This window comes from Moraxella nasicaprae (genome assembly GCF_025643275.1).
Classification (GTDB): domain Bacteria; phylum Pseudomonadota; class Gammaproteobacteria; order Pseudomonadales; family Moraxellaceae; genus Moraxella; species Moraxella nasicaprae.
Genome location: NZ_CP089977.1, coordinates 473,558 through 496,840 on the forward strand (window position 1 = coordinate 473,558; position 23,283 = coordinate 496,840).

At 41.9% G+C, this 23,283-nt stretch carries 28 protein-coding genes, 1 tRNA gene and 1 pseudogene; 15 read left to right on the top strand and 15 right to left on the bottom strand.

Annotation, left to right across the window (positions count from 1 at the left end):
* Positions 1–6: 6 nt before the first annotated feature.
* Both LU297_RS02065 and LU297_RS02070 read left to right on the top strand, forming a co-directional pair.
* A complete protein-coding gene (locus LU297_RS02065; RefSeq protein ID WP_263076761.1) occupies positions 7–552 on the top strand; it encodes a DOMON domain-containing protein in 546 nt (181 codons plus the stop codon).
* A gap of 11 nt (positions 553–563) precedes the next feature.
* A complete protein-coding gene (locus LU297_RS02070) occupies positions 564–1,004 on the top strand; it encodes a hypothetical protein (RefSeq protein ID WP_263076762.1) in 441 nt (146 codons plus the stop codon).
* A 65-nt stretch (positions 1,005–1,069) separates the two neighbouring features.
* On the opposite strand, the gene LU297_RS02075 is transcribed toward LU297_RS02070, so the two are convergent.
* The gene (locus tag LU297_RS02075; RefSeq protein WP_263076763.1) at positions 1,070–1,747 is read right to left on the bottom strand and encodes a CHAP domain-containing protein; all 678 of its coding nucleotides are present in this window, start codon (positions 1,745–1,747) and stop codon (positions 1,070–1,072) included.
* Positions 1,748–1,965: 218 nt separating this feature from the next.
* Between LU297_RS02075 and LU297_RS02080 the strand changes: the two genes are divergently transcribed.
* The gene (locus LU297_RS02080) at positions 1,966–2,475 is read left to right on the top strand and encodes a hypothetical protein (RefSeq protein ID WP_263076764.1); all 510 of its coding nucleotides are present in this window, start codon (positions 1,966–1,968) and stop codon (positions 2,473–2,475) included.
* A gap of 340 nt (positions 2,476–2,815) precedes the next feature.
* Here LU297_RS02080 and lpxC read toward each other — a convergent pair whose 3' ends face one another.
* Both lpxC and LU297_RS02090 read right to left on the bottom strand, forming a co-directional pair.
* Complete coding sequence (gene lpxC, locus LU297_RS02085) at positions 2,816–3,718, bottom strand: UDP-3-O-acyl-N-acetylglucosamine deacetylase (RefSeq protein WP_263076765.1); 903 nt, start codon at positions 3,716–3,718, stop codon at positions 2,816–2,818.
* Between the two features lie 62 nt (positions 3,719–3,780).
* Positions 3,781–4,005, bottom strand: a complete 225-nt coding sequence (locus LU297_RS02090) for a hypothetical protein (protein ID WP_263076766.1) — start codon at positions 4,003–4,005, stop codon at positions 3,781–3,783.
* Between the two features lie 29 nt (positions 4,006–4,034).
* Between LU297_RS02090 and LU297_RS02095 the strand changes: the two genes are divergently transcribed.
* Positions 4,035–4,415, top strand: a complete 381-nt coding sequence (locus LU297_RS02095; RefSeq protein ID WP_263076767.1) for a DUF4377 domain-containing protein — start codon at positions 4,035–4,037, stop codon at positions 4,413–4,415.
* A gap of 56 nt (positions 4,416–4,471) precedes the next feature.
* Here the strand turns inward: LU297_RS02095 and efp are convergent, their stop codons facing one another.
* A complete protein-coding gene (efp, locus tag LU297_RS02100; protein WP_263076768.1) occupies positions 4,472–5,041 on the bottom strand; it encodes an elongation factor P in 570 nt (189 codons plus the stop codon).
* A 154-nt stretch (positions 5,042–5,195) separates the two neighbouring features.
* Here efp and epmB point away from each other — a divergent pair, with 154 nt between their 5' ends.
* Together epmB and LU297_RS02110 are read left to right on the top strand one after the other, a co-directional pair.
* Complete coding sequence (gene epmB / locus LU297_RS02105; RefSeq protein ID WP_263076769.1) at positions 5,196–6,236, top strand: EF-P beta-lysylation protein EpmB; 1,041 nt, start codon at positions 5,196–5,198, stop codon at positions 6,234–6,236.
* A 191-nt stretch (positions 6,237–6,427) separates the two neighbouring features.
* A tRNA-Val gene (locus LU297_RS02110) sits at positions 6,428–6,504 on the top strand.
* A gap of 48 nt (positions 6,505–6,552) precedes the next feature.
* On the opposite strand, the gene LU297_RS02115 is transcribed toward LU297_RS02110, so the two are convergent.
* Positions 6,553–6,717: a hypothetical protein gene (locus LU297_RS02115; protein ID WP_263076770.1), complete on the bottom strand. Its 165-nt coding sequence runs from the start codon at positions 6,715–6,717 to the stop codon at positions 6,553–6,555.
* Positions 6,718–7,183: 466 nt separating this feature from the next.
* On the opposite strand from LU297_RS02115, the gene LU297_RS02120 reads away from it, so the two are divergent.
* The 5 genes from LU297_RS02120 to LU297_RS02140 all read left to right on the top strand — a co-directional run bounded on the left by LU297_RS02120 (position 7,184) and on the right by LU297_RS02140 (position 9,726).
* Entirely contained in the window at positions 7,184–7,321 is a 138-nt protein-coding gene (locus LU297_RS02120; protein WP_263076771.1) for a hypothetical protein, read from the top strand.
* 382 nt (positions 7,322–7,703) lie between these two features.
* Positions 7,704–8,066 carry an MliC family protein gene (locus LU297_RS02125; protein ID WP_263076772.1) on the top strand — a complete coding sequence of 121 codons (363 nt, stop codon included), beginning with the start codon at positions 7,704–7,706 and terminating at the stop codon, positions 8,064–8,066.
* A 192-nt stretch (positions 8,067–8,258) separates the two neighbouring features.
* Positions 8,259–8,729: a hypothetical protein gene (locus tag LU297_RS02130; protein ID WP_263076773.1), complete on the top strand. Its 471-nt coding sequence runs from the start codon at positions 8,259–8,261 to the stop codon at positions 8,727–8,729.
* Between the two features lie 14 nt (positions 8,730–8,743).
* Complete coding sequence (locus LU297_RS02135) at positions 8,744–9,199, top strand: DUF2799 domain-containing protein (RefSeq protein WP_263076774.1); 456 nt, start codon at positions 8,744–8,746, stop codon at positions 9,197–9,199.
* A gap of 137 nt (positions 9,200–9,336) precedes the next feature.
* A complete protein-coding gene (locus tag LU297_RS02140; protein ID WP_263076775.1) occupies positions 9,337–9,726 on the top strand; it encodes a hypothetical protein in 390 nt (129 codons plus the stop codon).
* 92 nt (positions 9,727–9,818) lie between these two features.
* Here LU297_RS02140 and LU297_RS02145 read toward each other — a convergent pair whose 3' ends face one another.
* Complete coding sequence (locus LU297_RS02145; RefSeq protein WP_263076776.1) at positions 9,819–10,466, bottom strand: DedA family protein; 648 nt, start codon at positions 10,464–10,466, stop codon at positions 9,819–9,821.
* Positions 10,467–10,711: 245 nt separating this feature from the next.
* On the opposite strand from LU297_RS02145, the gene LU297_RS02150 reads away from it, so the two are divergent.
* Positions 10,712–11,608 (top strand): LysR family transcriptional regulator, encoded by an 897-nt coding sequence (locus LU297_RS02150; RefSeq protein WP_263076777.1) that lies wholly within the window; start codon positions 10,712–10,714, stop codon positions 11,606–11,608.
* A gap of 61 nt (positions 11,609–11,669) precedes the next feature.
* Here the strand turns inward: LU297_RS02150 and LU297_RS02155 are convergent, their stop codons facing one another.
* Together LU297_RS02155 and LU297_RS02160 are read right to left on the bottom strand one after the other, a co-directional pair.
* Complete coding sequence (locus LU297_RS02155; protein WP_263076778.1) at positions 11,670–12,104, bottom strand: META domain-containing protein; 435 nt, start codon at positions 12,102–12,104, stop codon at positions 11,670–11,672.
* Entirely contained in the window at positions 12,101–12,964 is an 864-nt protein-coding gene (locus tag LU297_RS02160) for a glycosyltransferase family 2 protein (protein WP_263076779.1), read from the bottom strand. The genes LU297_RS02155 and LU297_RS02160 overlap by 4 nt, the downstream gene beginning before the upstream one ends.
* Before the next feature lie 319 nt (positions 12,965–13,283).
* Between LU297_RS02160 and LU297_RS10100 the strand changes: the two are divergent.
* Positions 13,284–15,129: pseudogene (locus tag LU297_RS10100) on the top strand (monovalent cation:proton antiporter-2 (CPA2) family protein).
* A 203-nt stretch (positions 15,130–15,332) separates the two neighbouring features.
* Here the strand turns inward: LU297_RS10100 and LU297_RS02175 are convergent.
* The gene (locus tag LU297_RS02175) at positions 15,333–16,658 is read right to left on the bottom strand and encodes an aldehyde dehydrogenase family protein (protein WP_263076782.1); all 1,326 of its coding nucleotides are present in this window, start codon (positions 16,656–16,658) and stop codon (positions 15,333–15,335) included.
* A 142-nt stretch (positions 16,659–16,800) separates the two neighbouring features.
* On the opposite strand from LU297_RS02175, the gene LU297_RS02180 reads away from it, so the two are divergent.
* The gene (locus tag LU297_RS02180) at positions 16,801–17,676 is read left to right on the top strand and encodes an AraC family transcriptional regulator (protein ID WP_263076783.1); all 876 of its coding nucleotides are present in this window, start codon (positions 16,801–16,803) and stop codon (positions 17,674–17,676) included.
* Positions 17,677–17,759: 83 nt separating this feature from the next.
* Here the strand turns inward: LU297_RS02180 and LU297_RS02185 are convergent, their stop codons facing one another.
* Positions 17,760–18,602 carry an N-acyl homoserine lactonase family protein gene (locus tag LU297_RS02185; RefSeq protein WP_263076784.1) on the bottom strand — a complete coding sequence of 281 codons (843 nt, stop codon included), beginning with the start codon at positions 18,600–18,602 and terminating at the stop codon, positions 17,760–17,762.
* Positions 18,603–18,732: 130 nt separating this feature from the next.
* On the opposite strand from LU297_RS02185, the gene LU297_RS02190 reads away from it, so the two are divergent.
* Entirely contained in the window at positions 18,733–19,293 is a 561-nt protein-coding gene (locus tag LU297_RS02190) for a TetR/AcrR family transcriptional regulator (RefSeq protein ID WP_263076785.1), read from the top strand.
* Positions 19,294–19,353: 60 nt separating this feature from the next.
* Here LU297_RS02190 and LU297_RS02195 read toward each other — a convergent pair whose 3' ends face one another.
* The 5 genes from LU297_RS02195 to kdsB all read right to left on the bottom strand — a co-directional run bounded on the left by LU297_RS02195 (position 19,354) and on the right by kdsB (position 22,941).
* Positions 19,354–19,593 carry a hypothetical protein gene (locus LU297_RS02195; protein WP_263076786.1) on the bottom strand — a complete coding sequence of 80 codons (240 nt, stop codon included), beginning with the start codon at positions 19,591–19,593 and terminating at the stop codon, positions 19,354–19,356.
* A gap of 215 nt (positions 19,594–19,808) precedes the next feature.
* Positions 19,809–20,222, bottom strand: coding sequence for a MarR family winged helix-turn-helix transcriptional regulator (locus tag LU297_RS02200; protein WP_285894530.1), 414 nt, complete (start codon positions 20,220–20,222; stop codon positions 19,809–19,811).
* Between the two features lie 82 nt (positions 20,223–20,304).
* Positions 20,305–21,129 carry an ion transporter gene (locus LU297_RS02205; RefSeq protein WP_263076787.1) on the bottom strand — a complete coding sequence of 275 codons (825 nt, stop codon included), beginning with the start codon at positions 21,127–21,129 and terminating at the stop codon, positions 20,305–20,307.
* Positions 21,130–21,145: 16 nt separating this feature from the next.
* Positions 21,146–22,171: a DNA polymerase III subunit gene (locus LU297_RS02210; RefSeq protein ID WP_263076788.1), complete on the bottom strand. Its 1,026-nt coding sequence runs from the start codon at positions 22,169–22,171 to the stop codon at positions 21,146–21,148.
* Positions 22,172–22,179: 8 nt separating this feature from the next.
* A complete protein-coding gene (gene kdsB, locus LU297_RS02215; protein WP_263076789.1) occupies positions 22,180–22,941 on the bottom strand; it encodes a 3-deoxy-manno-octulosonate cytidylyltransferase in 762 nt (253 codons plus the stop codon).
* Positions 22,942–23,283: the final 342 nt, after the last annotated feature.

The window sequence follows — 23,283 nt, forward strand, 5'->3', positions numbered from 1 at the left end:
GAAATGATGCTGATTAAACTAACTCCGCATTTAAACTTAACAAATCTACCCATCGTACAGACCAACATCACACATCAAGACAATCAGCTGTTGGTGTCATTTTGCATTCATCATCACGGTCTTGATTTACCCAAGTTTGATGAACGACAAAATCATAGGGCGGATTTTTTATGGGAAGAAAATTGCCTAGAACTGTTTTTATCAGATGAGCGTTTATCGCCCAGCTATGTTGAAATCAATCTAAGCCCTGATGGTCGCTATGCCATCTATCAGCTCGATGGTTATCGCACCCCAAGCACCTTGCCGCCGCCATCTACGGACAAGCTACAAGTCATCTGGAAAAATATTCAACAAAATCAATTACTTAATAATGGATTGATGATGGATAATTATGAGGTCGTGATAACTTTACCTGATGGCTTTTATCCCCATCATCTCAATCCAACCGCCATTTTATACATCGATGGACAGCCCATCTATTATGCCCATCAGCACGCCACACCAGCTGATTTTCATCAGGCTGACTGCTGGGTAAATTTGCAAAACCATTAAGGAATCTTTTGATGATAAAAAAATTCATACCAGTTACACTACTTACTATCTCTGCATTAACCAGCAATCTGGCAATGGCAAACTGGCACAACATTCCAAAAGTGCAATACCTCATGCAAAATCTTGACGATAGAGACAGTATTGTTACTAATTATGCCAATGAAGCCTTACTTGAATCCATCAATGACTCTCTTCAATACTCAGAAGGTGGTATTTGCAGTCCTTGGGATATGCTTGGTGGGGTTGATTTTGATGCAGATGCGGTCAGTTCATCAGTGGAGTTTAGTATTACTGATGAGGGCTGGGTGCGTGCCGACTATCAGGCATTTTATGATTCAGATTATAGCACCAACTATTTTGCATTTGATGATAATGACTTGATTAACGACATTTATGATGCAGATGGATACTCATTTAGGGTATCAGTGCATGAATGTATTGAAAATCTTTAATCAGCCAAACCAACACCACAAAACAAAAAACCAGACCGTCAAGTCTGGTTTTTTTATTGATGCACTTATTTGTCGTTCATCGCTAGATAAGTACCTTTGTTAGCAGAAGCATCTAAATAACGAGCATCACGCCATACACTATACCCATTATGCTGGGTATATGGGCTAAACTTTGGCTGACGAAAATCAGAAACCCACTGATTACCATCATAAATCTGAATATGACCATGTGGATTTTTTGCAGAACGGTTAAATACCGCCACATCGCCCACCTGTGGTACATAATTATTGTTGCTGATTTTTACAAAGCCAGCATTGGCAAGCGTACCATTGGCATACATATAGGCAGATGGTTGAGGGGTAAATTCATAGCCAGCAGCTTGTAAGGCACGGCGTACATACAAAGCACAGCGACCTTGTGATTTGCCGTGTGCAGCACGAGCAGCTAAGTTGGCAGCAACACTTGGGGCACTATTGCCTGTCAGTTGGGCAACGATACCAGATGATGATACAAAGTTGCTGCTAAATTGATTATTTGCAGAAGCAAAATTAGAACTGTGATTGATTTGAGAAGATTTTGTTGCACGGTTGTTTTGACTAATCAATTGATTGATTGTACTATCAATATCATTATCAACAATTGTGGCAACATAATCTGAGCTATTTGAATACGCACTTTGTGATGCACCTAATTGTGCAACGGTCAATCCAGCGACTGACATCAGCCAAAATACTCGTTTCATTTAGTTTCCTCGCACTCATAAAACCTCAACCGCAAAAGCCCCGTTGTGTCTTACTCGTGTCTGTATGGGTTGTTTTGTTTAAAGCTTGTGGACGCAACACACACTCCCTAGTGTGCTAGAAAAATCTCATCAAACATAACATTTTTCTCATTAGGCGTGATACACTTGCTCTGCGGACACCATGTCCATAGATTCTTTTCTTTTTATTAAGGTGAGATATGTCCAATTCCACAAAAACCCACAATGCTTTGGCGGTCTTTCAACAGCCTAATCATCTTGCCAGCGAAGCAGAAAAAAAAGCGGTCGGTGCTCACATTCCCAGACACATTACACAAAAGTATGAACTTTTGCAAAAACGCACACAGCAGGTTCGTCAAGCATTGACTGGCATTTTGCCAGAATCTTTGCTACTCGACTGCCATGTGGTCAATGTCTCAGAAACCGAGCTTACCGTGTCGCTTACTTCGCCAACAGCGGTCAATCATCTGCGTTATGTGATAATGAATTGTGTTCAAGCTTTGCACGCATATGATTTGTGTTTTTGTCAATTACAGCACATCAAGGTCATTTTAGCCCCTGACACACCCAAACTGGACGCTCGCCAAAATCATTCAAAAAGAATCCTAAGCGAAAACACGAAGCGGATTATAGCAGACTCTGCACGCTTTGTCACGAACGACAGCCCCTTACAACAGGCTTTGTTACGACTTGCCAGCAACAATGATTGATTTTCAGCCAATAGTAACTACATAAAATTTTTAATTATTCTACATCAATAGATTTGTAATCAGTTTATGGTTGTTTTGTAAAGTTTTGTAAACATCAAAACATACGCAAACCTGTTTTCATGCTGATTCTATCAGGCAAAATAAGTAGTTATTTATATAAAAATTATTTTAAAATCAATAAGTTATATATAAATTCTCAATCAAATTGTCCAAATGACGATAAAATTCTGTATGATTTTTAAACAAAATCAGTACACGAATGTATATTACTAATTTTTTGCTTAATAATAAAGTAAAGGCAGACTCCATAAAGAATCTGCCTTTATTAGCCATCAAAATCCTAAGCATCGACATAGACAATGGGGCAGGATTCTTTGTCATAAAATGTTACAATTTGATAACAATTTTCATCGGCAAGCACGGCACGAATCAGTGCATTATTCACAGCGTGTCCTGATTTATAAGCAGAGAATTTTGCCAAGAAAGGGTGTCCAATGACATACAAGTCCCCTACCGCATCAAGCATCTTATGACGCACAAACTCATTAGGATAACGCAGTCCTTCGGCATTAACCACCGAAGTCTCATCAAGCACCACAGCATTCTCCAAACTGCCACCCAATGCCAAATTATGCCTTCTTAGCTCTTCTAGGTCTTTTAGGAAGCCAAAAGTTCTGGCACGACCGACCTCTTTGGCAAAATTGGCAGTATTAAAATCAAGGCGAGTCTTTTGGTCTGTTGCCGCAATGGCAGCATGACTAAAATCAATCTCAAAATCCATCAAAAAGCCATCATCATAAGGTTCTAATTTTGCCCATTTATCGCCATCACGCACCTCGACTGGCTTGATGATTTTGATGAATTTTTTAAGAGCGTCCTGCTCCACAATGCCCGCTTGGTCAATCAACACCAAAAACGGTGCAGCACTGCCGTCCATGATTGGAATCTCAGCAGAATCCACCTGAATGCGTAAATTATCCAAGCCATAAGCAGCAACCGCTGATAACAAATGCTCAATCGTGCCAACTTTGGCATCGCCAGAGATGAGATTGGACGACATCAAAGTATCATGAATCGCCAATGCATTCATCGGGATATCCACACCCAAATCGGTGCGTTCAAACACGATGCCAGTATCAGCGTCCGCAGGGGCGAGCGTCAAAGTCACTTTTTGACCACTATGAATACCGATGCCTGTCGCTGTGATGGGCTGAGCAAGGGTTCGCTGATATAATTTTGTCATGATGATACTCAAATACTAGATAAGGGCATTGCCCAAATTATTACAAAATATGTCAGAATAGTTTACCATTTTTGGCAATCTTTGTCATCATATCTAACCACAGCTTTTCTAATAGTTGTGTGTTGTTTTATTGATGATTTGTGAATTTTTGATGGAAAAATCGCCTCTTTTTTCTTATTTTGATGATAATTTTTAACATAAACACAACAAAAAGTAAGAATTGGTCTTGCTTTTTGTTTCTTTTGTTCATTATAATTGATGGGTAATTTTCCTGCCAACTTTGGCATTTTTACCATCAACCGATAAGGAACATCAAATGCGTATCCATAAAATCGCCCTATCTGCCATGACCTTAGGTCTAGCTGTTGTTGCCACAGGCTGTGCAACTGTTTCTCAATCAAAGCAACCCATCGCTGCTGGTGCAGGCTTTGTGCCAAGTTTTCAGGTAGAAGTCCTGCCACAACGAGCCGCTTGCGAACGCAAAGGCTATGATGGCAATTTAGTACAAACCACCTGTGTGCAAATTCGTCATGCTGGCAGTGATGAAGTTGTACTGCTAAAAACCGCCATTCAGGGTTTTGTCGCCACCGAGGGTGTGCATTATGTGCTAGACTTACGCCAAATCCCAACACCACGCACAGATTATGCAACACAACAGCCAATCTGGGCGTTAAATAAAATCATCAGCCAACAATAATATTGGCACAAAAAAAAGACAATCTTGGTGATTGTCTTTTTTATACTCATCATACATCAGACACGAGACAAGTATTCACCTGTACGAGTATCCACTTTAACCACTTCATTTTGTTGAACAAACAATGGTACACGCACAGTTGCACCTGTTTCTAGGCGTGCTGGTTTACCACCGCCACCAGAAGTATCGCCACGCAGACCTGGGTCGGTCTCAACGATTTCTAGCTCAACAAAGTTTGGCGGTGTGACTGACAATGGAGCACCGTTAAACAAAGTGATGGTGCAAAGTGCGTTTGAGTTTTCTTTTAGCCATTGAGCCGCATCACCCATCGCTGTCTTGTCCGCTTGCATTTGCTCAAAGGTCTCTGGGTGCATGAAGTGCCAAAACTCACCATCGTTGTACAGATAGTTCATTTCGGTATCAACCACATCAGCACCTTCTAGCGTATCGCCAGATTTGAAAGTTTGTTCAAGCACTTTGCCAGTACGCAAATTGCGTAGTTTTACACGGTTAAATGCCTGACCTTTGCCTGGCTTTACATACTCATTTTCGATGATTGAGCATGGGTTGCCATCAAGCATTACTTTTAAGCCTGCTTTAAAGTCATTGGTAGAAAAACTTGCCATAAAAACACCTTTTATCAACAAAAGTACGCCAAGCCTTAAACTTGGCAATGAAAAAATGAGCCTTTATCAAAAAATACGCTATAATACACACGCAATTTTGATATAAAAACATTGCATTATATAAAGTTTCTATGATTTTTGTCAAAAAATAACCATGAATTCTTCAAAAATTTTTCACAGCCAAACTCAAAATAACCCAAACGACCCAGAAAACTGGCAAAAAGAGCTGGCCTGCGGCATTAGCGACATCGCCACATTATACCAAATGTTGGGCTTATCGTTACCAGACGATGTTCATACACCCAAAAAATTTCCCCTAAAAGTACCGACCGCTTTTGTCGCCAAAATGCAATATGGCAACGAAAACGACCCTTTATTACGACAAATTTTACCCAGCAGTCAAGAGCAACAGCTCATTGATGGTTACACCACCGACCCTTTGGCTGAAAATCATCACAACCCCATCAAGGGGCTTTTACATAAATACAAAAATCGAGTGCTTTTGACCGTCACAGGAGCGTGTGCGGTGCATTGTCGCTACTGTTTTCGTCAGCATTTTGATTATTCGGCAAACATACCCACCAAAACCGTTTGGGATGAAATCATCAATTATATCACCAATCATCAAGAGCTGACCGAAGTTTTGCTCAGCGGTGGCGACCCACTTAGTGTCAGCAATCGCAAACTGACTGATTGGTTTGGCACGCTATCAAACATCGCTCATATCAACACCATTCGGCTACACACTCGCCTGCCAGCGGTTTTGCCAAATCGCATCGATGATGCCTTACTGGATTTACTTGCCCATACCAATAAATCTGTGGTCATGGTGCTGCACATCAATCACCCCAACGAAATTGATGATGTACTCAAAGAAAAATGTCGTCTGCTTCGTCAAGCTGGCGTTACCTTGCTCAACCAGACCGTACTACTCAAAGGCATCAATGATGATGTTCAGACACTTTGCAAACTTAGCCATACGCTGTTTGAAGTAGGTATTTTACCCTATTATTTACACATTTTAGACAAGGTGCAAGGTGCGGCACATTTTGACATCAGCATCGAACAGGCGGTCGATTTGTACTGGCAATTACTCGAAAACCTGTCTGGCTATCTGGTACCAAAGCTGGTGCAAGAACTGCCCAATCGCCCTTACAAAACTCCTGTCAATATTCATCAGTCAAGATTAACATAGCAATACTGCCGTGCGATTTAACCATGTGGGCAACACCATCTGATGCAACTTGATTGGTTTATTAACAAACAAATCAACTAGGCGTGATGGTTTTTGTCCAAGATTTTTGGGCATTGGCGAATATTTTTTTGTATTTTTTACAAAAAACACTTGCAAAATACCAAAACTTTGGTAGAATAGCCATCACATTTAGGCGTATAGCTCAGTTGGTTAGAGCACCACCTTGACATGGTGGGGGTCGATGGTTCGAGTCCGTTTACGCCTACCATCTTTGAACTCCTTAAAATCAATAATTTTAAGGGGTTTTTTCTTTATCTCAAAGAAAGTTCTTACAAAATAAATACCGTTCATGTTTATGCAAACCACAACCACCGACAATACACAGCAAGATTATTAAAAAAATAACAAAGCCAAAACCCATCACATCAGCACCACACCAAATAGCCACACCATCAAGACCACCAAATTTAGCCCAAATCATCTAGGTATCATCAATAAAAATCTGTGGAACATTGTTTTATTAAAATGATTTATATATGTTAATTTTACTAAAACAATCGCACACTTTTTTCTCTTTTCAATCCTTACGGCATTGGCAAAACCTTGTAATAACTTTATTTGGCTGCTTTTCCACAAAAACTGTGGATAACTTTGTGGAAAAGTAATGATTTTTTGTTGGCAAACCCCTAATTTCAAGGCTTGACACAGAATTGTACAAAATTTGTACAATTTGTTAATAAAATAAAAATTATTGAATATCAATAACTTATAATATATTTTTCAATGATGATTGACTTTTTTAAACCAAAGATATTTTACTTAGTCGCATGTCTTTAACACCATGTTTCACGGAGAAAAACTATTTTAAAGCTGTGGATAATTTTTCAATCAATCTTAGATTATCTTTATGAACTTGGTAGATTTACCAATTCATCAATGTCAATCTTTTGATGACAATCCACTTCTTGACCTGTCCATCAGAACATCAATTATGGGTGATTTATTTGGTGGTGCATGCCCTAAATGGCTTACTCACCGCATTCATTATTGGGCAATCTGGTGGCTGTTCTGCTGTATCGTATTGAATAAAAGCACGCATATAATCATTGAGCAAAGCCAACCTGCCAGAAAATAGCCGTGTCAATGGAATATCTATCTGCATGGCACAATAAAGCTGTGCGTTATGCTTACATCAAACAAAGCAATGCTAAAAATCTGGCAAGTTTATTACATTTTTTCAACCATTTTGGCGTGCTTAGTAATACAAATGAAAACCATTGTCATTATAATCAAAAACACGCATCAATGCGTACCGCTTTATTCATATATTCATCTTTGATAATACAGTAAGGAGATTTTTGATGAAAAAATTATTCGCTCTAACCGCAGTCGCAGTCGTCGCCATCACAGGTTGTGCCAATCAAAACACCAGACACCCAGATGCACCCACATCATCATGATGGCAAAATGCACGCCCATCACCATCATGGACACCATCACAAACATCATGACAAACATGGCAAGCCACATCGCCCGCAGCACTATGCTTGTGATGCCAATGCAACCGTGCAAGCCAATTACAATCCAGACGCTGACAATGTTCAGCTTAGCGTTACCGCCCCTAGTTGGAATCTGACCAATCAAGCATTGACGCTTAACGCTGCACCAACAGCATCTGGCATGCGTTTTGTCAATGGCAATGATACAAATAGTTTTGAATGGCATGTCAAAGACCCTATCGGCATGCTGACCGTCAAGACAGGTGGACAAGAACACACGCTAAACTGCGAACTGACCGCACCAGTCAAACCAACCCAAGCAAAATCCTAAGAGTGATTGAACACCAATATGCAGGCATACACCAATGTCTGCATTTTTTATACGCAAAATCATGGAAAGATTGAATGAATATTAGGCAAAAGATACCAAATCTAAACGATTTTTTGGACATTTATTATGACAAATGGCAACCTTTGGCATTATAATACCCTTTATCTTTTTTATCATATCAGTGGTATTATTATGAAAACGATTGCTAAACTTGGCATATTGACCACCCTACTTGGTCTAAGTGCCTGCTCGACTGTCAATTTACCAGAATTGCCAAGTCTATCAAAAAAATCCACCCAAAGCTCTCTGCCAGCCATCACAGTCAAATCAGGTACACAGTCATACAGCCGTTTTGATGCTCAAACAGGTAGTGTTGCCATTGATTATGTGTGTAACGAAGGAGCGGACATCACTGCTAAGCACCAAAGTAGCGGTCAGCTGACCTTGTTGGCAAGCATTCCTAGCTGGAACATTCCAAAGCAAGAGATTGCTTTTGAGCCAGATACCACCAAATCAAACGCCAAAAATGGCAATCGCTACACCAACAAAACCAATCCAAAAAGCCTGTATGTCTGGCAAACCAAAGGCACAGATGGTGTACTAAGTGTGGTGATTGATCGTCAAACTTATCAAATTCAATGCAAGGCATTGGCGACCAAATAACACAAGGTCCATTTATGAAAAAAATCATTCTACTTGGGCTAACCGCACCATTGTTACTGTCTGCTTGTGCCACTACTCAAAGTGCCAACAAGCCTGCATTGGATTGTAACCACCTAGACTGGCAAGCCATTGGGGTGCAAGACGGTCAGGCTGGTCGTTATCCCTACGAAATCAGCCGCCATCAAAAAAGCTGTCCTGCCATCAAAATCGACAGCCAAGTCCGTGCTGACTGGGAGGCTGGTCGTACACAAGGTCTAAAACATTACTGCACCAAAGCCAATGCCTACGCCTTGGGTCAATACGGTCATCAATTAAACCAAGTTTGTCCAGAAGAAGGTTTGCTTGAAATCCAGCAATCACACGCATTGGGCTACCAGCAGTATTATCAACGCAATCAACTTAATGACTGGTTCCATCGTCCATTTTATTTATTTCCTTGGGAAGTGGATCGTCGTTATTACTATTGGTAATCGTCAATCTATTGGCAAGTGTTATCTTATGTAAATAAGATTTGCTATTTTGTATAAAAGTTTCTCGCTAACACAAATAAAGTGTTATAATGGCGGAGTAATTTACCGCAATCCATTATTATTTTTAGGATTTATTTATGAAAACTTCTCTAAAAGCCCTATTGGCAACTGCCGCTTTGGTTTCTTCTGTATCAGCCATGGCAGATGATAAAGCTGGTGCAATCAATGCTCCACATGTTGTACACCCAGAAGCCACCTACACCTGCGAAAGCGGTCAAACTGTGACCACTCAGCGTGCTCCACACCAAGACCTACGCATCACTGTTGATGGTCAAACTGAAATCTTGGAGCGTAACAAGCGTTCTTCATGGCATCTATGGAGCCATGTGCGTGGCAACAACTATCTGCGTGCTCATTACAGCAACGCTAATGGCTTTGCTTGGAGCGACAATGGCGAAACTGGTACTTTGCACTTCCCACAAGAAGGCAAAACCCTTAAAACTCGTTGCCAAATCGCTCAATCTTAATCAAAAGATGAGAAAAAAGCTCGCCGTTGGTGGGCTTTTTTTGGCAATAAAAAACACCCAACCACTGGGTATTTTTTATATCAATCATCGACTTAATGTGATGATTTTTTTAGCTTTTCTTTAATAAAGGCAATCACAACTGGCAAAATACTGATGATAATGATACCAAAAATCACATAGGTAAAATTATCCTTAATCACAGGCTGATTACCAAAAAAATAACCAAGCAAAATAAAAGAGGTAATCCACAAAAACCCACCAATGACATTATAGGCAAGGAATTTTCCATAATTCATCGTCCCAGCCCCTGCCACAAAAGGAGCAAAGGTACGAGCAAAAGGTAAAAATCTGGCAAAAATCACCGTCTTGCCACCGTGTTTGTCAAAAAAGGCTTGGGTTTTTTGCAGATGATTTTGGTTAATCCACTTAGAATTACTGGCAAATACTTTTGCCCCTGTCGCCTTACCAATATGATAATTTAGGGTATCGCCAGCCACCGCCGCCACAAATAATAACGCAATCAGCAACGCAGGATTTAACGCCCCTGTTACCGCTGCCAACGCACCTGTGGCAAACAGCAAACTATCGCCTGGCAAGAACGGCATTACCACCAGACCTGTTTCCACAAAAATAATCAAAAACAAAATGCCATAAATCCACAAACCATAAGCGGTCAAAAACTCTGCCAAATGCTTATCGATGTGTAAGATAAAGTCAAATAAAGATAAAATAATGTCCATAGCAGCTCAGCAATAATCTTGGATAATCGTCATATCCTAGCAGAAATTTACCGATTTGTAAGTTGGTTTTTTATTACACAATGTTTTGGGAAATTGATTTTAATGGGGATTTGTTTTTATTCATGGCGTTCAATGAGCATTCTAATTGAATAAAAATCAATGATTTTTTATTATGATGAAAATTTTTCACATTTATACCCAAAACAATGTTAAAATATATCATCAATCCAATCTGGGGAATAATAATGCTTGAAATTCGCCATTTGCACATGCTGAGCATTCTAAAACGGCACGGCTCGCTTGCCACGACTGCCGAAGAGATGAATCTGACCGCCTCTGCTGTTTCTCATCAGCTCAAAGAGCTTGAAAATTATTATGACATCAGTTTGGTTAATCGTCGTACTCGCCCCATCAGTTTTACACCAGCAGGTTTGCTTGTTTTACAGCTTGCCGACAGTATCTTACCCCAAGTGGCTCGCACCAAATCCGACATCAAACGGCTGGCACACGGGCAATCAGGGCGATTGCGTCTGGCAAGCGAATGCCATAGTTGTTTTGATTGGTTGATGCCAATCTTGAATGAATACCGTAAAAATTATGGTGATGTTGAGTTAGATTTTGCCACAGGTTTTGAGCCAGAGCCACACCAGATGCTCATTGATGGCGAGATTGATTTGCTCATCACTGCAAGCAACCTGCCCTTTGACAACATTCATTATCAGCCGCTATTCACCTACGAAAGCAGACTGGTACTCTCGCCTGCCCATCGTCTGGCCAGTCAAGATTTCATCAATGCCGAAGACTTGGCGGAACAGACGCTCATTGCTTATCCTGTCGAAGAACAACGGCTTGACATCATTGATAAATTCCTTGCTCCCAAAGGTATTTCTCCTGCCAAGATTCGCACCACAGAACTTACTGCAATGCTCATTCAGCTTGTCGCCAGCGAACGAGGCGTGGCAGCTCTGCCTGATTGGGTCAGTCAAGAATACGAACGCAAAGGCTGGGTAGTCTCTCGACCTTTGGGCGATGGCGTGCATTGTCAGTTGTACGCTGCCGTTCGTACGCCCAGTCGCAAACTGGACTATATGAAAGGGTTTTTGGCACTGCTCAAAAACATCAAAAAGCCCCATCGCCAATAAATACTCATCAACGGCATATCAATCCATCGGTCAATGTTATTAAGGCAGATGGATTGATGATTTATTTGGTAGGTGGTAAGCGAACAAAAGTATAGGGGCGATTTGCCAGCATTGCCGTCAGTGTCCAAGCTCCTTCTTGATACTGCATTGATAAGCCTGATTTGAGCAAGGCTACCACCAAACTATCTGCTTGCATCAGATTTGGCTGGCACGCCATTCTGGTGGAGTAAACATCATGCACTACCAGTCGCCCACCCTCAGCATGATAGTCTGCCCACACATGATTACAGCCGTTAATCAAAGCTATTGACCGCCCCACAGATAATCTTAAAGGCATGCCATCACGCCCTGTCAGACTGGGTGTTTGAATTTGCCACCCTCCCAACCAATCGGAAGCTGTCATCATGACTGGTGGATTGATTGACGCTTGTGGTGATGTGATGGTGCAACCTGTCAGCAATACGCCCATCATCAATATATAACACGCTGATTTCATGATGATTTTTTACCATCTATTTCCCAAGGCATTTGATTACCCCAACCCTCGAAGCTAGTTTTTGCCATCAACCGAACGATTGCATGGCAGATTTCCTCTGCCTGCTCTGGGGTGGCGGATACTGGCGACTTTTGATATTCCTCAAAGATGCCTGACATTTGTTTTTTGGCATCAAACAAATAATTGACACTAAATGTTCGAGTGCATACACCCTTTTTTTGCAAATCATTTAAAAATCGATATACATTTTTATCATTATGAAATCCAGTATGCCACGCAACTGCCAAAATCTTAGCCAGTGTCGTAGGGAAAAAATAGCAATTGGTGTCAATATGGTGCTTTGTTGATAGTTCATACTCATCTTTAAACACCTGACCATTAAGCTCAAATGACACATCCAGCGTTTCTGTTTGCCAGCCTGATGAATACTCCCCCAGACTTTCATAAGTGTCTGGGCAAAGAAAATTGAGATTGACATCATAAAGATTTCGCATGGCATAAGCATAATCCGCCCCGCTTGCCAGCAACGCCTGTACGCCCTGCTCCACATGGCTAGGTTCATACCAATTGTCATCGTCCAAATAACAAACGATGTCTTCTTTGACCAAAAACGGTGCAATGGCATTGATACTGCTATTTGACCAGCCGCTTGCCCCTGTATTCATTGGCAGATAAGTCGCCACCACCTCAGGGTATTTATCCAAAATCGATTTTGCCGCCACCCAAAACTGCTCGCCATCGACAAACACATAATGCTTGGCCTGATAGTGTTGATTTTTGACACTCAAAATTGCTCGTTCCAAATCATGGCGACCAATCGTTGAGGTAATGACAGCAACGGTCGGGGTTTGACTTATCATAAATAATTCCTTTGACAATTCATCTGCCAACCAAACAAATAAATGCCCTTCACTAAAAACCCAAAAAACAAACAAACCAAAATCAATGATTACTCATCATCTAAACTTTGGTATCGTGCTTTCATTGTAAAATAAACCACCGTCATTGTCTAGCAAATTCCTTAATATAAAAAAGTATTATTATAAAATTTATAAATATAATCTTATCAATCAAATTGATGAAATGCAGACCAAAAAATCAAGTATAATAACACCCTTTTTGGTCAATGATGACTTTTGTTATCATTGACCAACCAATTGATATATCTAGGAAAACACAATGTCCGACAGTGCAAACAGTATTATGAGCGTGGTTACGCTACTTGGGGCGGCGGTGATTGCCGTGCCACTTTTTAAACGCTTAAATCTTGGCTCGGTCTTGGGCTATTTGGCGGCGGGGCTTGTGATTGGTCCATTTGGCTTAAAGCTTTTTGATGACCCACAAGCCATTATCCATTTGGCGGAATGGGGCGTGGTGATGTTTTTGTTCATCATCGGACTTGAAATGAAACCTGCTCATCTGTGGTCGCTACGACACCAAATCTTTGGCTTGGGGGCGTTGCAGGTATTGACCGCCATCTGTGTTTTGACGCTCATCGGCATCGCTTTTGGGGCAAAATGGCAAGTGGCGTTTGTGGGGGCATCGGGTTTTGTCTTAACTTCCACCGCCATTGTGATGCAGGTGTTGGGCGAAAAAGGCGAGCTTGCCACACCATCAGGGCAAAAGATGGTGTCTATTTTGCTGTTTGAAGATTTGATGATTGTTCCGCTTTTGACGATTGTTGCCTTACTTGCCCCCACCGACCCCAATATGAGTGAACATCACAGCTTTGGCTATGCACTGGGTTTGGCTATACTATCGCTTGGGACGCTCGTTGTCGTTGGTAAATTTGTCCTAAATCCGATTTTTGGGATTTTGGCAAAATCAAAAGCCCGTGAGGTGATGACCGCCGCCGCCCTTTTGGTGGTGCTGGGTTCGGCAATTTTAATGGAAAAAGGCGGACTGTCCACCGCAATGGGGGGCGTTTGTCGCTGGTGTGCTTTTGTCTGAAAGTGTGTTTCGTCATCAGCTAGAAGCAGACATTGAGCCGTTTCGTGGGCTTTTGCTTGGTCTGTTTTTCTTGGGCGTGGGAATGGCACTGGATTTGTCGGTGGTCGCCCAAAATTTAGGCTGGATTGTCGCAGGCGTGTTTGCCTTGATGTTTGCCAAAGCCCTTTGTATCTTTATCGTTGCCAAAGTCGCCAAGCATTCCACAGGCGAGGCGATAGAGCGAGCGGTTTTGATGGCACAAGGGGGCGAGTTTGCTTTTGTGCTGTATTCGGCGGCGGCAAGTCAAGGGATTTTGGATAGTACCGTCCACGCCAATCTGACCGCCATTGTGGTACTGTCAATGGTTTTGACACCGCTGTTTTTAATCATTCACGACCGCTTGATTGTCCCAAGATTAAAAGACCACGCAAACCGTCGTGCCGATGATGAAATCTTAGAACACAAGCCAATCATCGTCATCGGCATGGGGCGTTTTGGGCAAATTGTGGCGGACATTTTGTTGATGAGCGGTCGTGAATTGACGATTATCGACAAAAACCCTGTGATGGTGGACGGTATGAGTGCCTATGGCGTTAAGACCCATTTTGGTGATGCCACACGCCCTGAAATGCTACACGCATTGGGGCTTGAAAATGCCAAAATGCTGATTGTCGCCATTGATGATAAGGCACAAGCGGTGCAGATTGTGCATTTTGCCAGAAGTGTCAGCCCCCATTTGACCATCATCGCACGAGCCTTTGACCGCATTCATACTTATGATTTGTACAAAGCAGGGGCAAATGAGATTATCCGTGAGACCTTTGATGGGGCGGTCAGAACAGGCAAATCCGCTCTAAAAATGAGCGGTATGGATAAGCACAAAGCCGATGAAGTGGCGGATTTATTTTTCCGCCGTGATAGGGATATGCTCATCAAAATGGTGGAGCATTACGACCCCAATGCAGGACTGTTCCAAAACAAAGCAATGCTTGATGAATCCAAAAAACACGATGAAGAAACTCGCCAGATGATACAGGCTCTCATCAATGATGAGGTGGTACTGTGGGAGAATGATGAAAGTGATGATAACGGCTAAATCCATCTAACCACAATCCAACCATAAGCCACGCTAAAACCGCTCAAAATCAATTTGAGCGGTTTTTGTCATCTGACCAGCATGGGACGATGGGAAAAGCTGATAGGTGTGATTTTTTTCAGGCAGTCTTAAAAAGTTTATTTTACCCATTTTAAAAAGAAAAACACCGCTTTCATCAAAAACGGTGCTTTCCCTGTCAATAATCAAATAATCGTGCGTTTTACCACTGATTTTTGATGACTGAATGTATAAAAACTGTGCTTGCCGTGATACGCCCCCATTCCACTGTCGCCCACACCGCCAAACGGCAGATTGGGATTGGAAAAATGAGCCAACACGCTGTTTACCACACCACCGCCAAACGAAATTTGCGACAAGGTTTTTTCAATCGCTTTTTCATCTTGGGCGAACAGATACAAAGCAAGCGGTTTGGCTCTTTGACCGACTGTTGCCAATGCCGTATCCAAATCATCAAAACCAAGCACAGGCGTGATTGAGCCAAAAATCTCTTCATTCATCACAGGGCTGTCCCACGACACTTCGTCCAGCAAAGTCATCAATATCTGCTGTTTTTCATCATCAAATGCCCCGCCTGCTACGATTTTGCCGTCCGTCAAAAAGTTTTTTAAGCGTTCATAATGGCGTGGGCTGACAATTTTTGCATAGTCGGTTTGTGCATCAGCAAAAGGATTTTCGCCGAAAGTTTGAATAAGGGCGTGATTAACCAGTTGAATAAACTCATCTTTAACCGAATTATCAATCAACACATAATCAGGGGCAATGCAGGTTTGACCGCTGTTTAACACCTTGCCAAAAATCAAAGACTGCACCGCTTCTTGTAAATTGGCACTTTTGTCCACGATAAAGGGGCTTTTGCCACCCAATTCCAGCGTAACAGGCGTTAAATGCTCGCTTGCCGATTTCATCACGATTTTACCTACCGCCACACTGCCTGTAAAAAAGATGTAATCAAATTTCTCTGCCAACAAGGCTTGGTTGGTCTCAATGCCACCCTCCACCACCGCAAAAATTTCAGTCTCAAAATAATCCGCTACCAACTTGGCAAGCAATGATGATGTGTTCGGCGTTAATTCAGACGGCTTTAAAATGGCGGTATTGCCTGCCGAAATCGCCCCAATCACAGGCGACAATGACAATTGCACAGGATAATTCCAAGGCGAAATGTTCAAAGTTACGCCAAAAGGCTCATAAATGATTTGGCTTTGATATTCGCCCTTGCCAAAAAACTGCAACTCATCAGGGCTTACCACCGTTTTAGGCTGTGCCAACTCGTGCAAATGCTCGCTCAAAATATGAATTTCGTGCAGTAGCGGAGCAATTTCAGACAAATAAGCATGTTCGGTCGGCTTGTTTAAGTCCAATTTTAAGGCTTGCAAAATCGTCTCTTGGTTTTCAGACAGCATCGCCCCCAAACGGCTTAATTGGGTCTTACGAAACTCAATGGATTTGGTCGCACCACTTTGAAAAAATTGGCGTTGAGCGTGAATAAGTGATTGAATGTGGGTCATTTTTGATAAATTCCTATGTGGTTAAAAGATGTGTTTATTATAAGTTGTTTGGCAAAACCACTTTAACACAAACCGCCAAAAAATTTGCCTAATTCTCTAAATTTTTTTATAATCAGCAAAATTATTGCCAAGCAAAACAACAATGCCACAAGAAAAATTATTACAAAAAGTATTGGATTTTTATCAAAAAAATACCCCAAAAGATACAAATTCAATGCTTGAAACGCCGATTGCCGATTTTGGTATTTTTGTTCGTCATCAAAACGAGCAAAACCACTATGCCTTGCAACAGGCTGGATTTGTTCTAATTCTCCAAAATCACAAAATCGTACAAATCGGCACAGACCGCCAATTTATCCAACAGGCAGGGCAATACGCTTGTTATTCGGTGGCAATGCCGATTGTGTCAGATTATTTTGCAACACCCAATCTGCCTTATGTTGATGTGCGTATGTATTTGGATTTGGTTTTATTACGCCAAGTGGCACAAGAATTAAAAGAAAACGGCTTTGAATTCGGGCAGATGAATGGGGAAAATGTGGCAAATGCTGGTAATGAACTTATGCAATTGTTTGTTTTATTGCTAGATTTGTTTGATAAGCCCAAAGACATCGCCATTCTTGCCCCGCCTTTAAAAAAGATGATTTATTACTATCTGCTCACGGGCAAACAAGGGGCAATGCTCTATGAAATGGTCAATCAAAACAGTCATTTAAATAAAATCACCCAAGCGGTAGATTGGCTCAAACAGCATTATAACGAACCGTTTGATGTTCATCATTTGGCAAGCCGTTTGGGTATGTCGTCCTCTGGATTTTATGCGTATTTTCGTGAATTTGTCGGCACAAGCCCTTTGCAATATCAAAAAAGCCTGCGTTTATTTGAAGCCAAACGGCTGATTTTAATCAAAAAAAAGAACCTATCGCAAATCGCTTACGAAGTGGGCTATGAAAGCGTAAGCCAATTTAGCCGTGAATACAAACGGCAATTTGGGGTAAGTCCGAGTTTGGATAAATAGGGTTTCAGGCTGCCTGAAAGGGTTATTTTGTAAAATTTAAAAAGAAAAACACCGCTTGCCTTTCAACAAGCGGTCATTTCCCCTTAATTTTTTACCACCGTAAACACCTTATTTTTCAGACGATATTCACTTTTTTCATCGTGGGCAAATTGGATAATGGTTGGCTTGCGTTTACACAATTCACGCATTTTTGCGGTGCTTTGTTGGTGCAAATGTCCGTCAATGCACACGCCGTCAATGTTACCAGCAAGCATATCTTGTTCGCTGTATGACGCATCTCCGCCAATCAAAATATCATACTCGCCCATATCCACCACTACCGCCAAATGCCCCAGCGTATGTCCTGCGGTTGGTACAAGGCGGATTTTGCCGTCTTTGGTCAATTTATGACTTTGTTCAAAACTTTCAAACGCCCCATCATTAAAGGCAATGCCATCAGGCTTAAACCAATCAGGATAGTGCATTGTTAAATAGCCGTTCATCACCGCATTTGGGGCGTTGATTGCCTGTTTTTCCATCTCACTCATCACAAATCGGCTGTTTGGAAAATGGGCAATACCACCTGCGTGGTCGCCGTGCATATGGGTCATTACCACCGTGTCAATACGCAGGGGGTCAAAGCCGTTTGCTTTTAAAATTTCGCCCACTTCTTCGTGTTTTTTGACCCCACGCCGTTCGCAAAACTGCATAAATGGGTGCCACCACGGCTGATAGCCCTTGTCATTGGCACGGCTACTCTCGCCTGTATCCACCAAAATCAACCCTTCTGGGTGTTCAATCAGCCAGCAACCAATCGGCAGTTTGGGCGACCATTTTTTATCGGTCAGCACATCAAGCACACGGGCAGGACGGGCAAAAAAGCGTGCCACTTGATGATGAATTTTGATTTGTACCCAACCTGTTGTCAGACAATGCACTTTAATCATTTTGTGTTCTCATTAAAAAATCGTGGGCATATTGTAGAAAGTGCGGTCACTTTTCACAAACATTAAAAAGCTCGTATTTGGCTGGATATGCAGATAAAATTAGAAAAATGTATGCTTATTTTGAAAAAAGATGAACGATTTAAGAGTAATCAAAACCCATCTGGCAATCCAAAGCGCTTTGATTGAATTATTAGATGAAAAGCCGTTTGAAAAAGTGCAAGTACAAGAAATCATTGAAAAAGCCTTGATTAACCGCACCACTTTTTACCGTTATTATTCGGGCAAAAGCGATTTGGTCGGCAAATTGATAAAAGAAGTGAAAGCGGAATATCAAGACCTGCTCAAAAAGCGTTTTGAAAGCGACAATTTACTGCGATTTATGCAAACTATCGGCAACCGCTTATTGGAAAAAAGACGGCTGATTTTGGCACTTTGGCAAATCAAAACCCCACGCCATCATTTGTATGACGATATGCACAGGCTGTTAAAAAACGCCTTTATCGCCCACGCCAAACGGATAACATCAGATGATAAAAATTGGGCTGAGAAAAATTGGGATTACCAAGCCCATATTTTTGCCACCATCGCCCTTGAAAGCCATAAATATTATTTTGAACAAGGCAAACTTTTGCCCATTCCACAGGTGTTTGAGGCGTGGATAGAAATGGTGCAGGTGTTAAAAAGCGTTTAGGAGTAGCTGGTAAAATACCACACACAAAAAAACACCATCAAATCGATGGTGTATATCATATTAAGGTGCGTCTGCGGCGTTTCGCTGGGCATGGTAGCGAGCCTGACCTGTACTTCTTACTTCTGCCTCGTTGTTAGACTGCAATACTGACTGGCTCTTTGATACATCTGATTCATCTTGCTGTTTGGTTACGTTCGCTGACTCTGTATCAGCAATCTGAACCGTTTCAGGTTTTGCTTGAGCAACACCAATATTGAACACCAACAAAGACATGGTGCTGATAAAAACTTTTTTCATCATTATTTATTTACCTTATTTAAAAAATTAACCACCTGATTAAGGTGTCAATTTGGATACTGTCTTTGGCATGAAACACACCTTAATCATCTTTTTGCTATTATATGAAAAAAATTTAATTTTGAACAATATTATTTTTGAAAACTTATTTTGCAAAAATGCAAACATAAAAAAATACCGCCCATCAGTACGATGAACGGTATTTTATCAGCGGTGAATTACAATAAGCGGTCGATGACCTTTTTAAACACCGCCACTTCCTCAGCTGATAAATTGATACAATGACCAATTTCACAAGGAATATGTACAGCTTGATTTTCCAAACGCTGCCCATCATCTGTCAGACTGATGACCACGCTTCGTTCGTCTTTTTGGGAGCGTTTGCGTTCTACCAAGCCCTTAGCCTGCAAGCGTTTTAGCAAAGGCGTGAGCGTACCGCTATCCAAATACAGCTTTTGCCCAATCTCGCCCACACTCTGTTCGCCAAACTCCCACAAAATAAGCATCACCAGATATTGAGGGTAAGTCAAATCCAATTTGTCCAAAAATGGCGTGTACTGGCGAATGATTTCCTTAGAAATGGCATACAACGGAAAACACAGCTGATTGGTCAGTCTTAATTGTTCATGCATCGATGATGCTCCAATAAATAATAGTGTAAAATTTAATTTTATCAAATTTTATTAGAACATATCAAGTAATTTTCATCATCATTCATAGATGTAAATCATGCCCACATCGGTCGCAAAATTTAGCATTGGTGGCGTGTCCAAATTTACCACATTTTGGGCAGGAGACAGGTTGTAACTGAGGACGCATTGTTTTGGTTAATTCAGCGGTAAAAATCCCAGTTGGCACAGCAATGATGGCATAACCTGTAATCATCACCATGCTCGCAATCGCCTGACCAAGCGGTGTTTTTGGCGACATATCGCCATAGCCCACCGTCGTTAGCGTGACCACCGCCCAATAAATCGATAATGGAATGCTGGTAAAGCCGTTTTCAGGGCCTTCGACCACATACAGCACCGCACCAAAAATCGTCACCAACAACAACAAAGATAAGAAAAAAACCGCAATTTTGTGCTGACTGGTCTTAAATGCTGCCGTCAAAAAGCCCGCCTGCTGCATATACGAACGCAAACGAAACACTCGAAACACTCGCAAAATACGCAAAATACGCACCACCAGCAGATAATGCGTTCCCATAAAAAACAGACTTAGATAGGTCGGTAATAATGCCAACAAATCCACCACACCAAAAAAACTGGTGGCATACGCCTTTCTGTTTGGGGCAGAATACAGTCGTAACACATACTCAATCGTGAACAACCCTGTAAAAATCCATTCCGCATAAGAGAAAATTCGCCCATACTGCAATCTTAAATACAGCACGCTATCTAACATCACCACCAGCACGCTGGCAATGATTGCAATCAAAATCAAGACATCAAACAGCTTGCCTGCTGGGGTGTCCGTACCCTCGATGACGACATGAATTTGCTCTTTGAGCGTTTGATTTTTTTGGAATGGTTGCATAAAAGATACTTAAATTTTATTCAAAAATGGGTTGGGTAAAGGGGGAGAATTGTGCCATCAAACGGTCGTAAGCAAATCTTTCTTGGACATTTTGACCAACGGACAGCTCAATATCATCAAGCAATGTGAATAAATCTTGTAAATAATCAAAACCAATGGACAAAGAGCCTACCTGCTCGCTCACTGATAAATCAGCATGCAAACTAGGCAATCCAAGCAATACTCGCCAAATATCCATCAGCATCGCTCTACTAAGCTGGCAAAACTGTGATAAATTCAGCACTCCTTGCCAATACTCACTGGCGGCGGTGGCGGTTCGTTGTTGGCGATATAGTGCCACAAAAGTAATCAGCCAAGTTTTGCGATGGGCAAACCACGCCTGATTTGGCAAATCCAATGCCTTTAAGACCGCACCATCACTGAGTGTCAGATAGCCATCTGCTTGTACTGCATCAAACCCCTGCCCCATCAGATACGCCATCGCCTCCTGTCTGTCAATGGGGCTTAGTGGCAGGTACTGTACACGGCTTTTGATGGTTGGTAATAACTTGGCAGGATTATCACTAATGAGTATCAAAAAAACATCATCAGGTGGCTCTTCTAGGGTTTTTAATAAAGCATTTGCTGCAGCAACGGTCAGATTTTCAGCATCATCTAGCACCACGATACGCACATTGGCGGACTTGGTCTGACAGTACACTTGCAAATTACGAATGTCATCAATCTTAATGCTTTGCGGCTCATCTTCGCTGTTTGGCATGGCAGACGCTGGCAAAACCAGCAAATCAGGGTGAGTGCCACTACTAAGCCAATGACAATCATCGCATTGCCCACAGGCGGCATCAGGCGTGCGATTTTGGCACAATAAATACGCCACCAATCGCCAAACAAACGCCCTTTTGCCAATCCCTGCCATACCTCCTGCAAGCAAGGCGTGCGATAATCGACGATTGGCAATCTGCCCGACAAGCTGCTGCCATGCCGTAGCTTGCCATGGTAAAATTGGCAAAAAATACGGCAAAGTATTGGTATGATTATCCATATCAACCATCAATAGCTAAGCAGCTCATCAAGACTCATGGCATTTAGCCGCTCCAAATCATCTTGGGTATCCACGCCAGCAGGCAAGGTGGTCTTTGCCACAGCAATGGCGATGCGTTCGCCATTTTCTAGCACCCTAAGCTGTTCTAGGCTTTCTAATTTTTCTAATACACCCTGCTCCCAACCTGTGAACGCTTTGAGCATACGCACACGATAAGCATACAAACCCAGATGTCGATAGGCGTGCTGTGGCAAGCTATCTGCTTGGGCATCTCTGTCATGCGGAATGCTGGCACGACTAAAATACAAGGCTCTGCCTGCATTATCCTTGACCACCTTCACCACCGATGAGCGATGAAACTCTTCATGATTGCTGATGGGTTCGCACAATGTTGCCATCGCACAATCTGGATTATCCACCAAAAGCTGCATGACTTGTTCAAGCAATACCGCAGGCACCAAAGGCTCATCGCCTTGCATATTGATGACAATGTCATCATCATCAAATGTCAGCAACTGTGCCACCTGAGCCAATCTATCTGTGCCTGATGGGTGATTGTCTGCGGTCATGATGACAGGAATATTGGCATTCTTGACCACTTCATAAATGCGGTCATCATCGGTTGCCACACAAACCGTATCTGCAAACGAAGCTTGCAAGGCTTTTTGTGCCGTCCACAAAATCATCGGCTTACCATGAATGTTTAACAATGGCTTGGCAGGTAAGCGAGTGGATTTGTAGCGAGCAGGAATGATGAGATGGATTTTCATAAGTATTACATTAAGCAAATAATCATGGTCTTAATTATAAAGCAAAATCTGACAAACGGAAAGGGTTGCCATCAATCTGTACATCGTTCATGGCTAAAATCATGCACATTTGATACATTCATATTTTATCATTCATCAACAATTTTTCGCCCCAAAATACTTGCAACAAAAAATCCAACCCAATCTGCACAAACCATCACCCAACATCACTCTTATCAATACAATCGCCTGTGGCTTATCAGTATGACATGCCAAGAAATAAAGGCAGTTACTACAAAGATAACAGTATGCGACAAATTGGTGATGAGTGCATGACTTGCCCAAGCAAGGCTTGCTAGGAGC

What these genes read in the sequence shown, in the direction of transcription:
- LU297_RS02205 (WP_263076787.1), bottom strand. Translation starts at nt 21,129, where the DNA reads ATGCAACCATTCCAAAAAAATCAAACGCTCAAAGAGCAAATTCATGTC.
- LU297_RS02195 (WP_263076786.1), bottom strand. Translation starts at nt 19,593, where the DNA reads ATGATGAAAAAAGTTTTTATCAGCACCATGTCTTTGTTGGTGTTCAAT.
- LU297_RS02200 (WP_285894530.1), bottom strand. Translation starts at nt 20,222, where the DNA reads ATGCATGAACAATTAAGACTGACCAATCAGCTGTGTTTTCCGTTGTAT.
- LU297_RS02075 (WP_263076763.1), bottom strand. Translation starts at nt 1,747, where the DNA reads ATGAAACGAGTATTTTGGCTGATGTCAGTCGCTGGATTGACCGTTGCA.
- LU297_RS02185 (WP_263076784.1), bottom strand. Translation starts at nt 18,602, where the DNA reads ATGATTAAAGTGCATTGTCTGACAACAGGTTGGGTACAAATCAAAATT.
- kdsB (WP_263076789.1), bottom strand. Translation starts at nt 22,941, where the DNA reads ATGAAAATCCATCTCATCATTCCTGCTCGCTACAAATCCACTCGCTTA.
- LU297_RS02160 (WP_263076779.1), bottom strand. Translation starts at nt 12,964, where the DNA reads ATGATAAGTCAAACCCCGACCGTTGCTGTCATTACCTCAACGATTGGT.
- LU297_RS02210 (WP_263076788.1), bottom strand. Translation starts at nt 22,171, where the DNA reads ATGGATAATCATACCAATACTTTGCCGTATTTTTTGCCAATTTTACCA.
- LU297_RS02125 (WP_263076772.1), top strand. Translation starts at nt 7,704, where the DNA reads ATGCACGCCCATCACCATCATGGACACCATCACAAACATCATGACAAA.
- LU297_RS02115 (WP_263076770.1), bottom strand. Translation starts at nt 6,717, where the DNA reads ATGATTTGGGCTAAATTTGGTGGTCTTGATGGTGTGGCTATTTGGTGT.
- LU297_RS02065 (WP_263076761.1), top strand. Translation starts at nt 7, where the DNA reads ATGCTGATTAAACTAACTCCGCATTTAAACTTAACAAATCTACCCATC.
- LU297_RS02175 (WP_263076782.1), bottom strand. Translation starts at nt 16,658, where the DNA reads ATGACCCACATTCAATCACTTATTCACGCTCAACGCCAATTTTTTCAA.
- efp (WP_263076768.1), bottom strand. Translation starts at nt 5,041, where the DNA reads ATGGCAAGTTTTTCTACCAATGACTTTAAAGCAGGCTTAAAAGTAATG.
- LU297_RS02150 (WP_263076777.1), top strand. Translation starts at nt 10,712, where the DNA reads ATGCTTGAAATTCGCCATTTGCACATGCTGAGCATTCTAAAACGGCAC.
- LU297_RS02135 (WP_263076774.1), top strand. Translation starts at nt 8,744, where the DNA reads ATGAAAAAAATCATTCTACTTGGGCTAACCGCACCATTGTTACTGTCT.
- LU297_RS02190 (WP_263076785.1), top strand. Translation starts at nt 18,733, where the DNA reads ATGAACGATTTAAGAGTAATCAAAACCCATCTGGCAATCCAAAGCGCT.
- LU297_RS02145 (WP_263076776.1), bottom strand. Translation starts at nt 10,466, where the DNA reads ATGGACATTATTTTATCTTTATTTGACTTTATCTTACACATCGATAAG.
- LU297_RS02090 (WP_263076766.1), bottom strand. Translation starts at nt 4,005, where the DNA reads ATGCCAAAGTTGGCAGGAAAATTACCCATCAATTATAATGAACAAAAG.
- lpxC (WP_263076765.1), bottom strand. Translation starts at nt 3,718, where the DNA reads ATGACAAAATTATATCAGCGAACCCTTGCTCAGCCCATCACAGCGACA.
- LU297_RS02070 (WP_263076762.1), top strand. Translation starts at nt 564, where the DNA reads ATGATAAAAAAATTCATACCAGTTACACTACTTACTATCTCTGCATTA.
- LU297_RS02155 (WP_263076778.1), bottom strand. Translation starts at nt 12,104, where the DNA reads ATGAAATCAGCGTGTTATATATTGATGATGGGCGTATTGCTGACAGGT.
- LU297_RS02080 (WP_263076764.1), top strand. Translation starts at nt 1,966, where the DNA reads ATGTCCAATTCCACAAAAACCCACAATGCTTTGGCGGTCTTTCAACAG.
- LU297_RS02130 (WP_263076773.1), top strand. Translation starts at nt 8,259, where the DNA reads ATGAAAACGATTGCTAAACTTGGCATATTGACCACCCTACTTGGTCTA.
- epmB (WP_263076769.1), top strand. Translation starts at nt 5,196, where the DNA reads ATGAATTCTTCAAAAATTTTTCACAGCCAAACTCAAAATAACCCAAAC.
- LU297_RS02095 (WP_263076767.1), top strand. Translation starts at nt 4,035, where the DNA reads ATGCGTATCCATAAAATCGCCCTATCTGCCATGACCTTAGGTCTAGCT.
- LU297_RS02180 (WP_263076783.1), top strand. Translation starts at nt 16,801, where the DNA reads ATGCCACAAGAAAAATTATTACAAAAAGTATTGGATTTTTATCAAAAA.
- LU297_RS02140 (WP_263076775.1), top strand. Translation starts at nt 9,337, where the DNA reads ATGAAAACTTCTCTAAAAGCCCTATTGGCAACTGCCGCTTTGGTTTCT.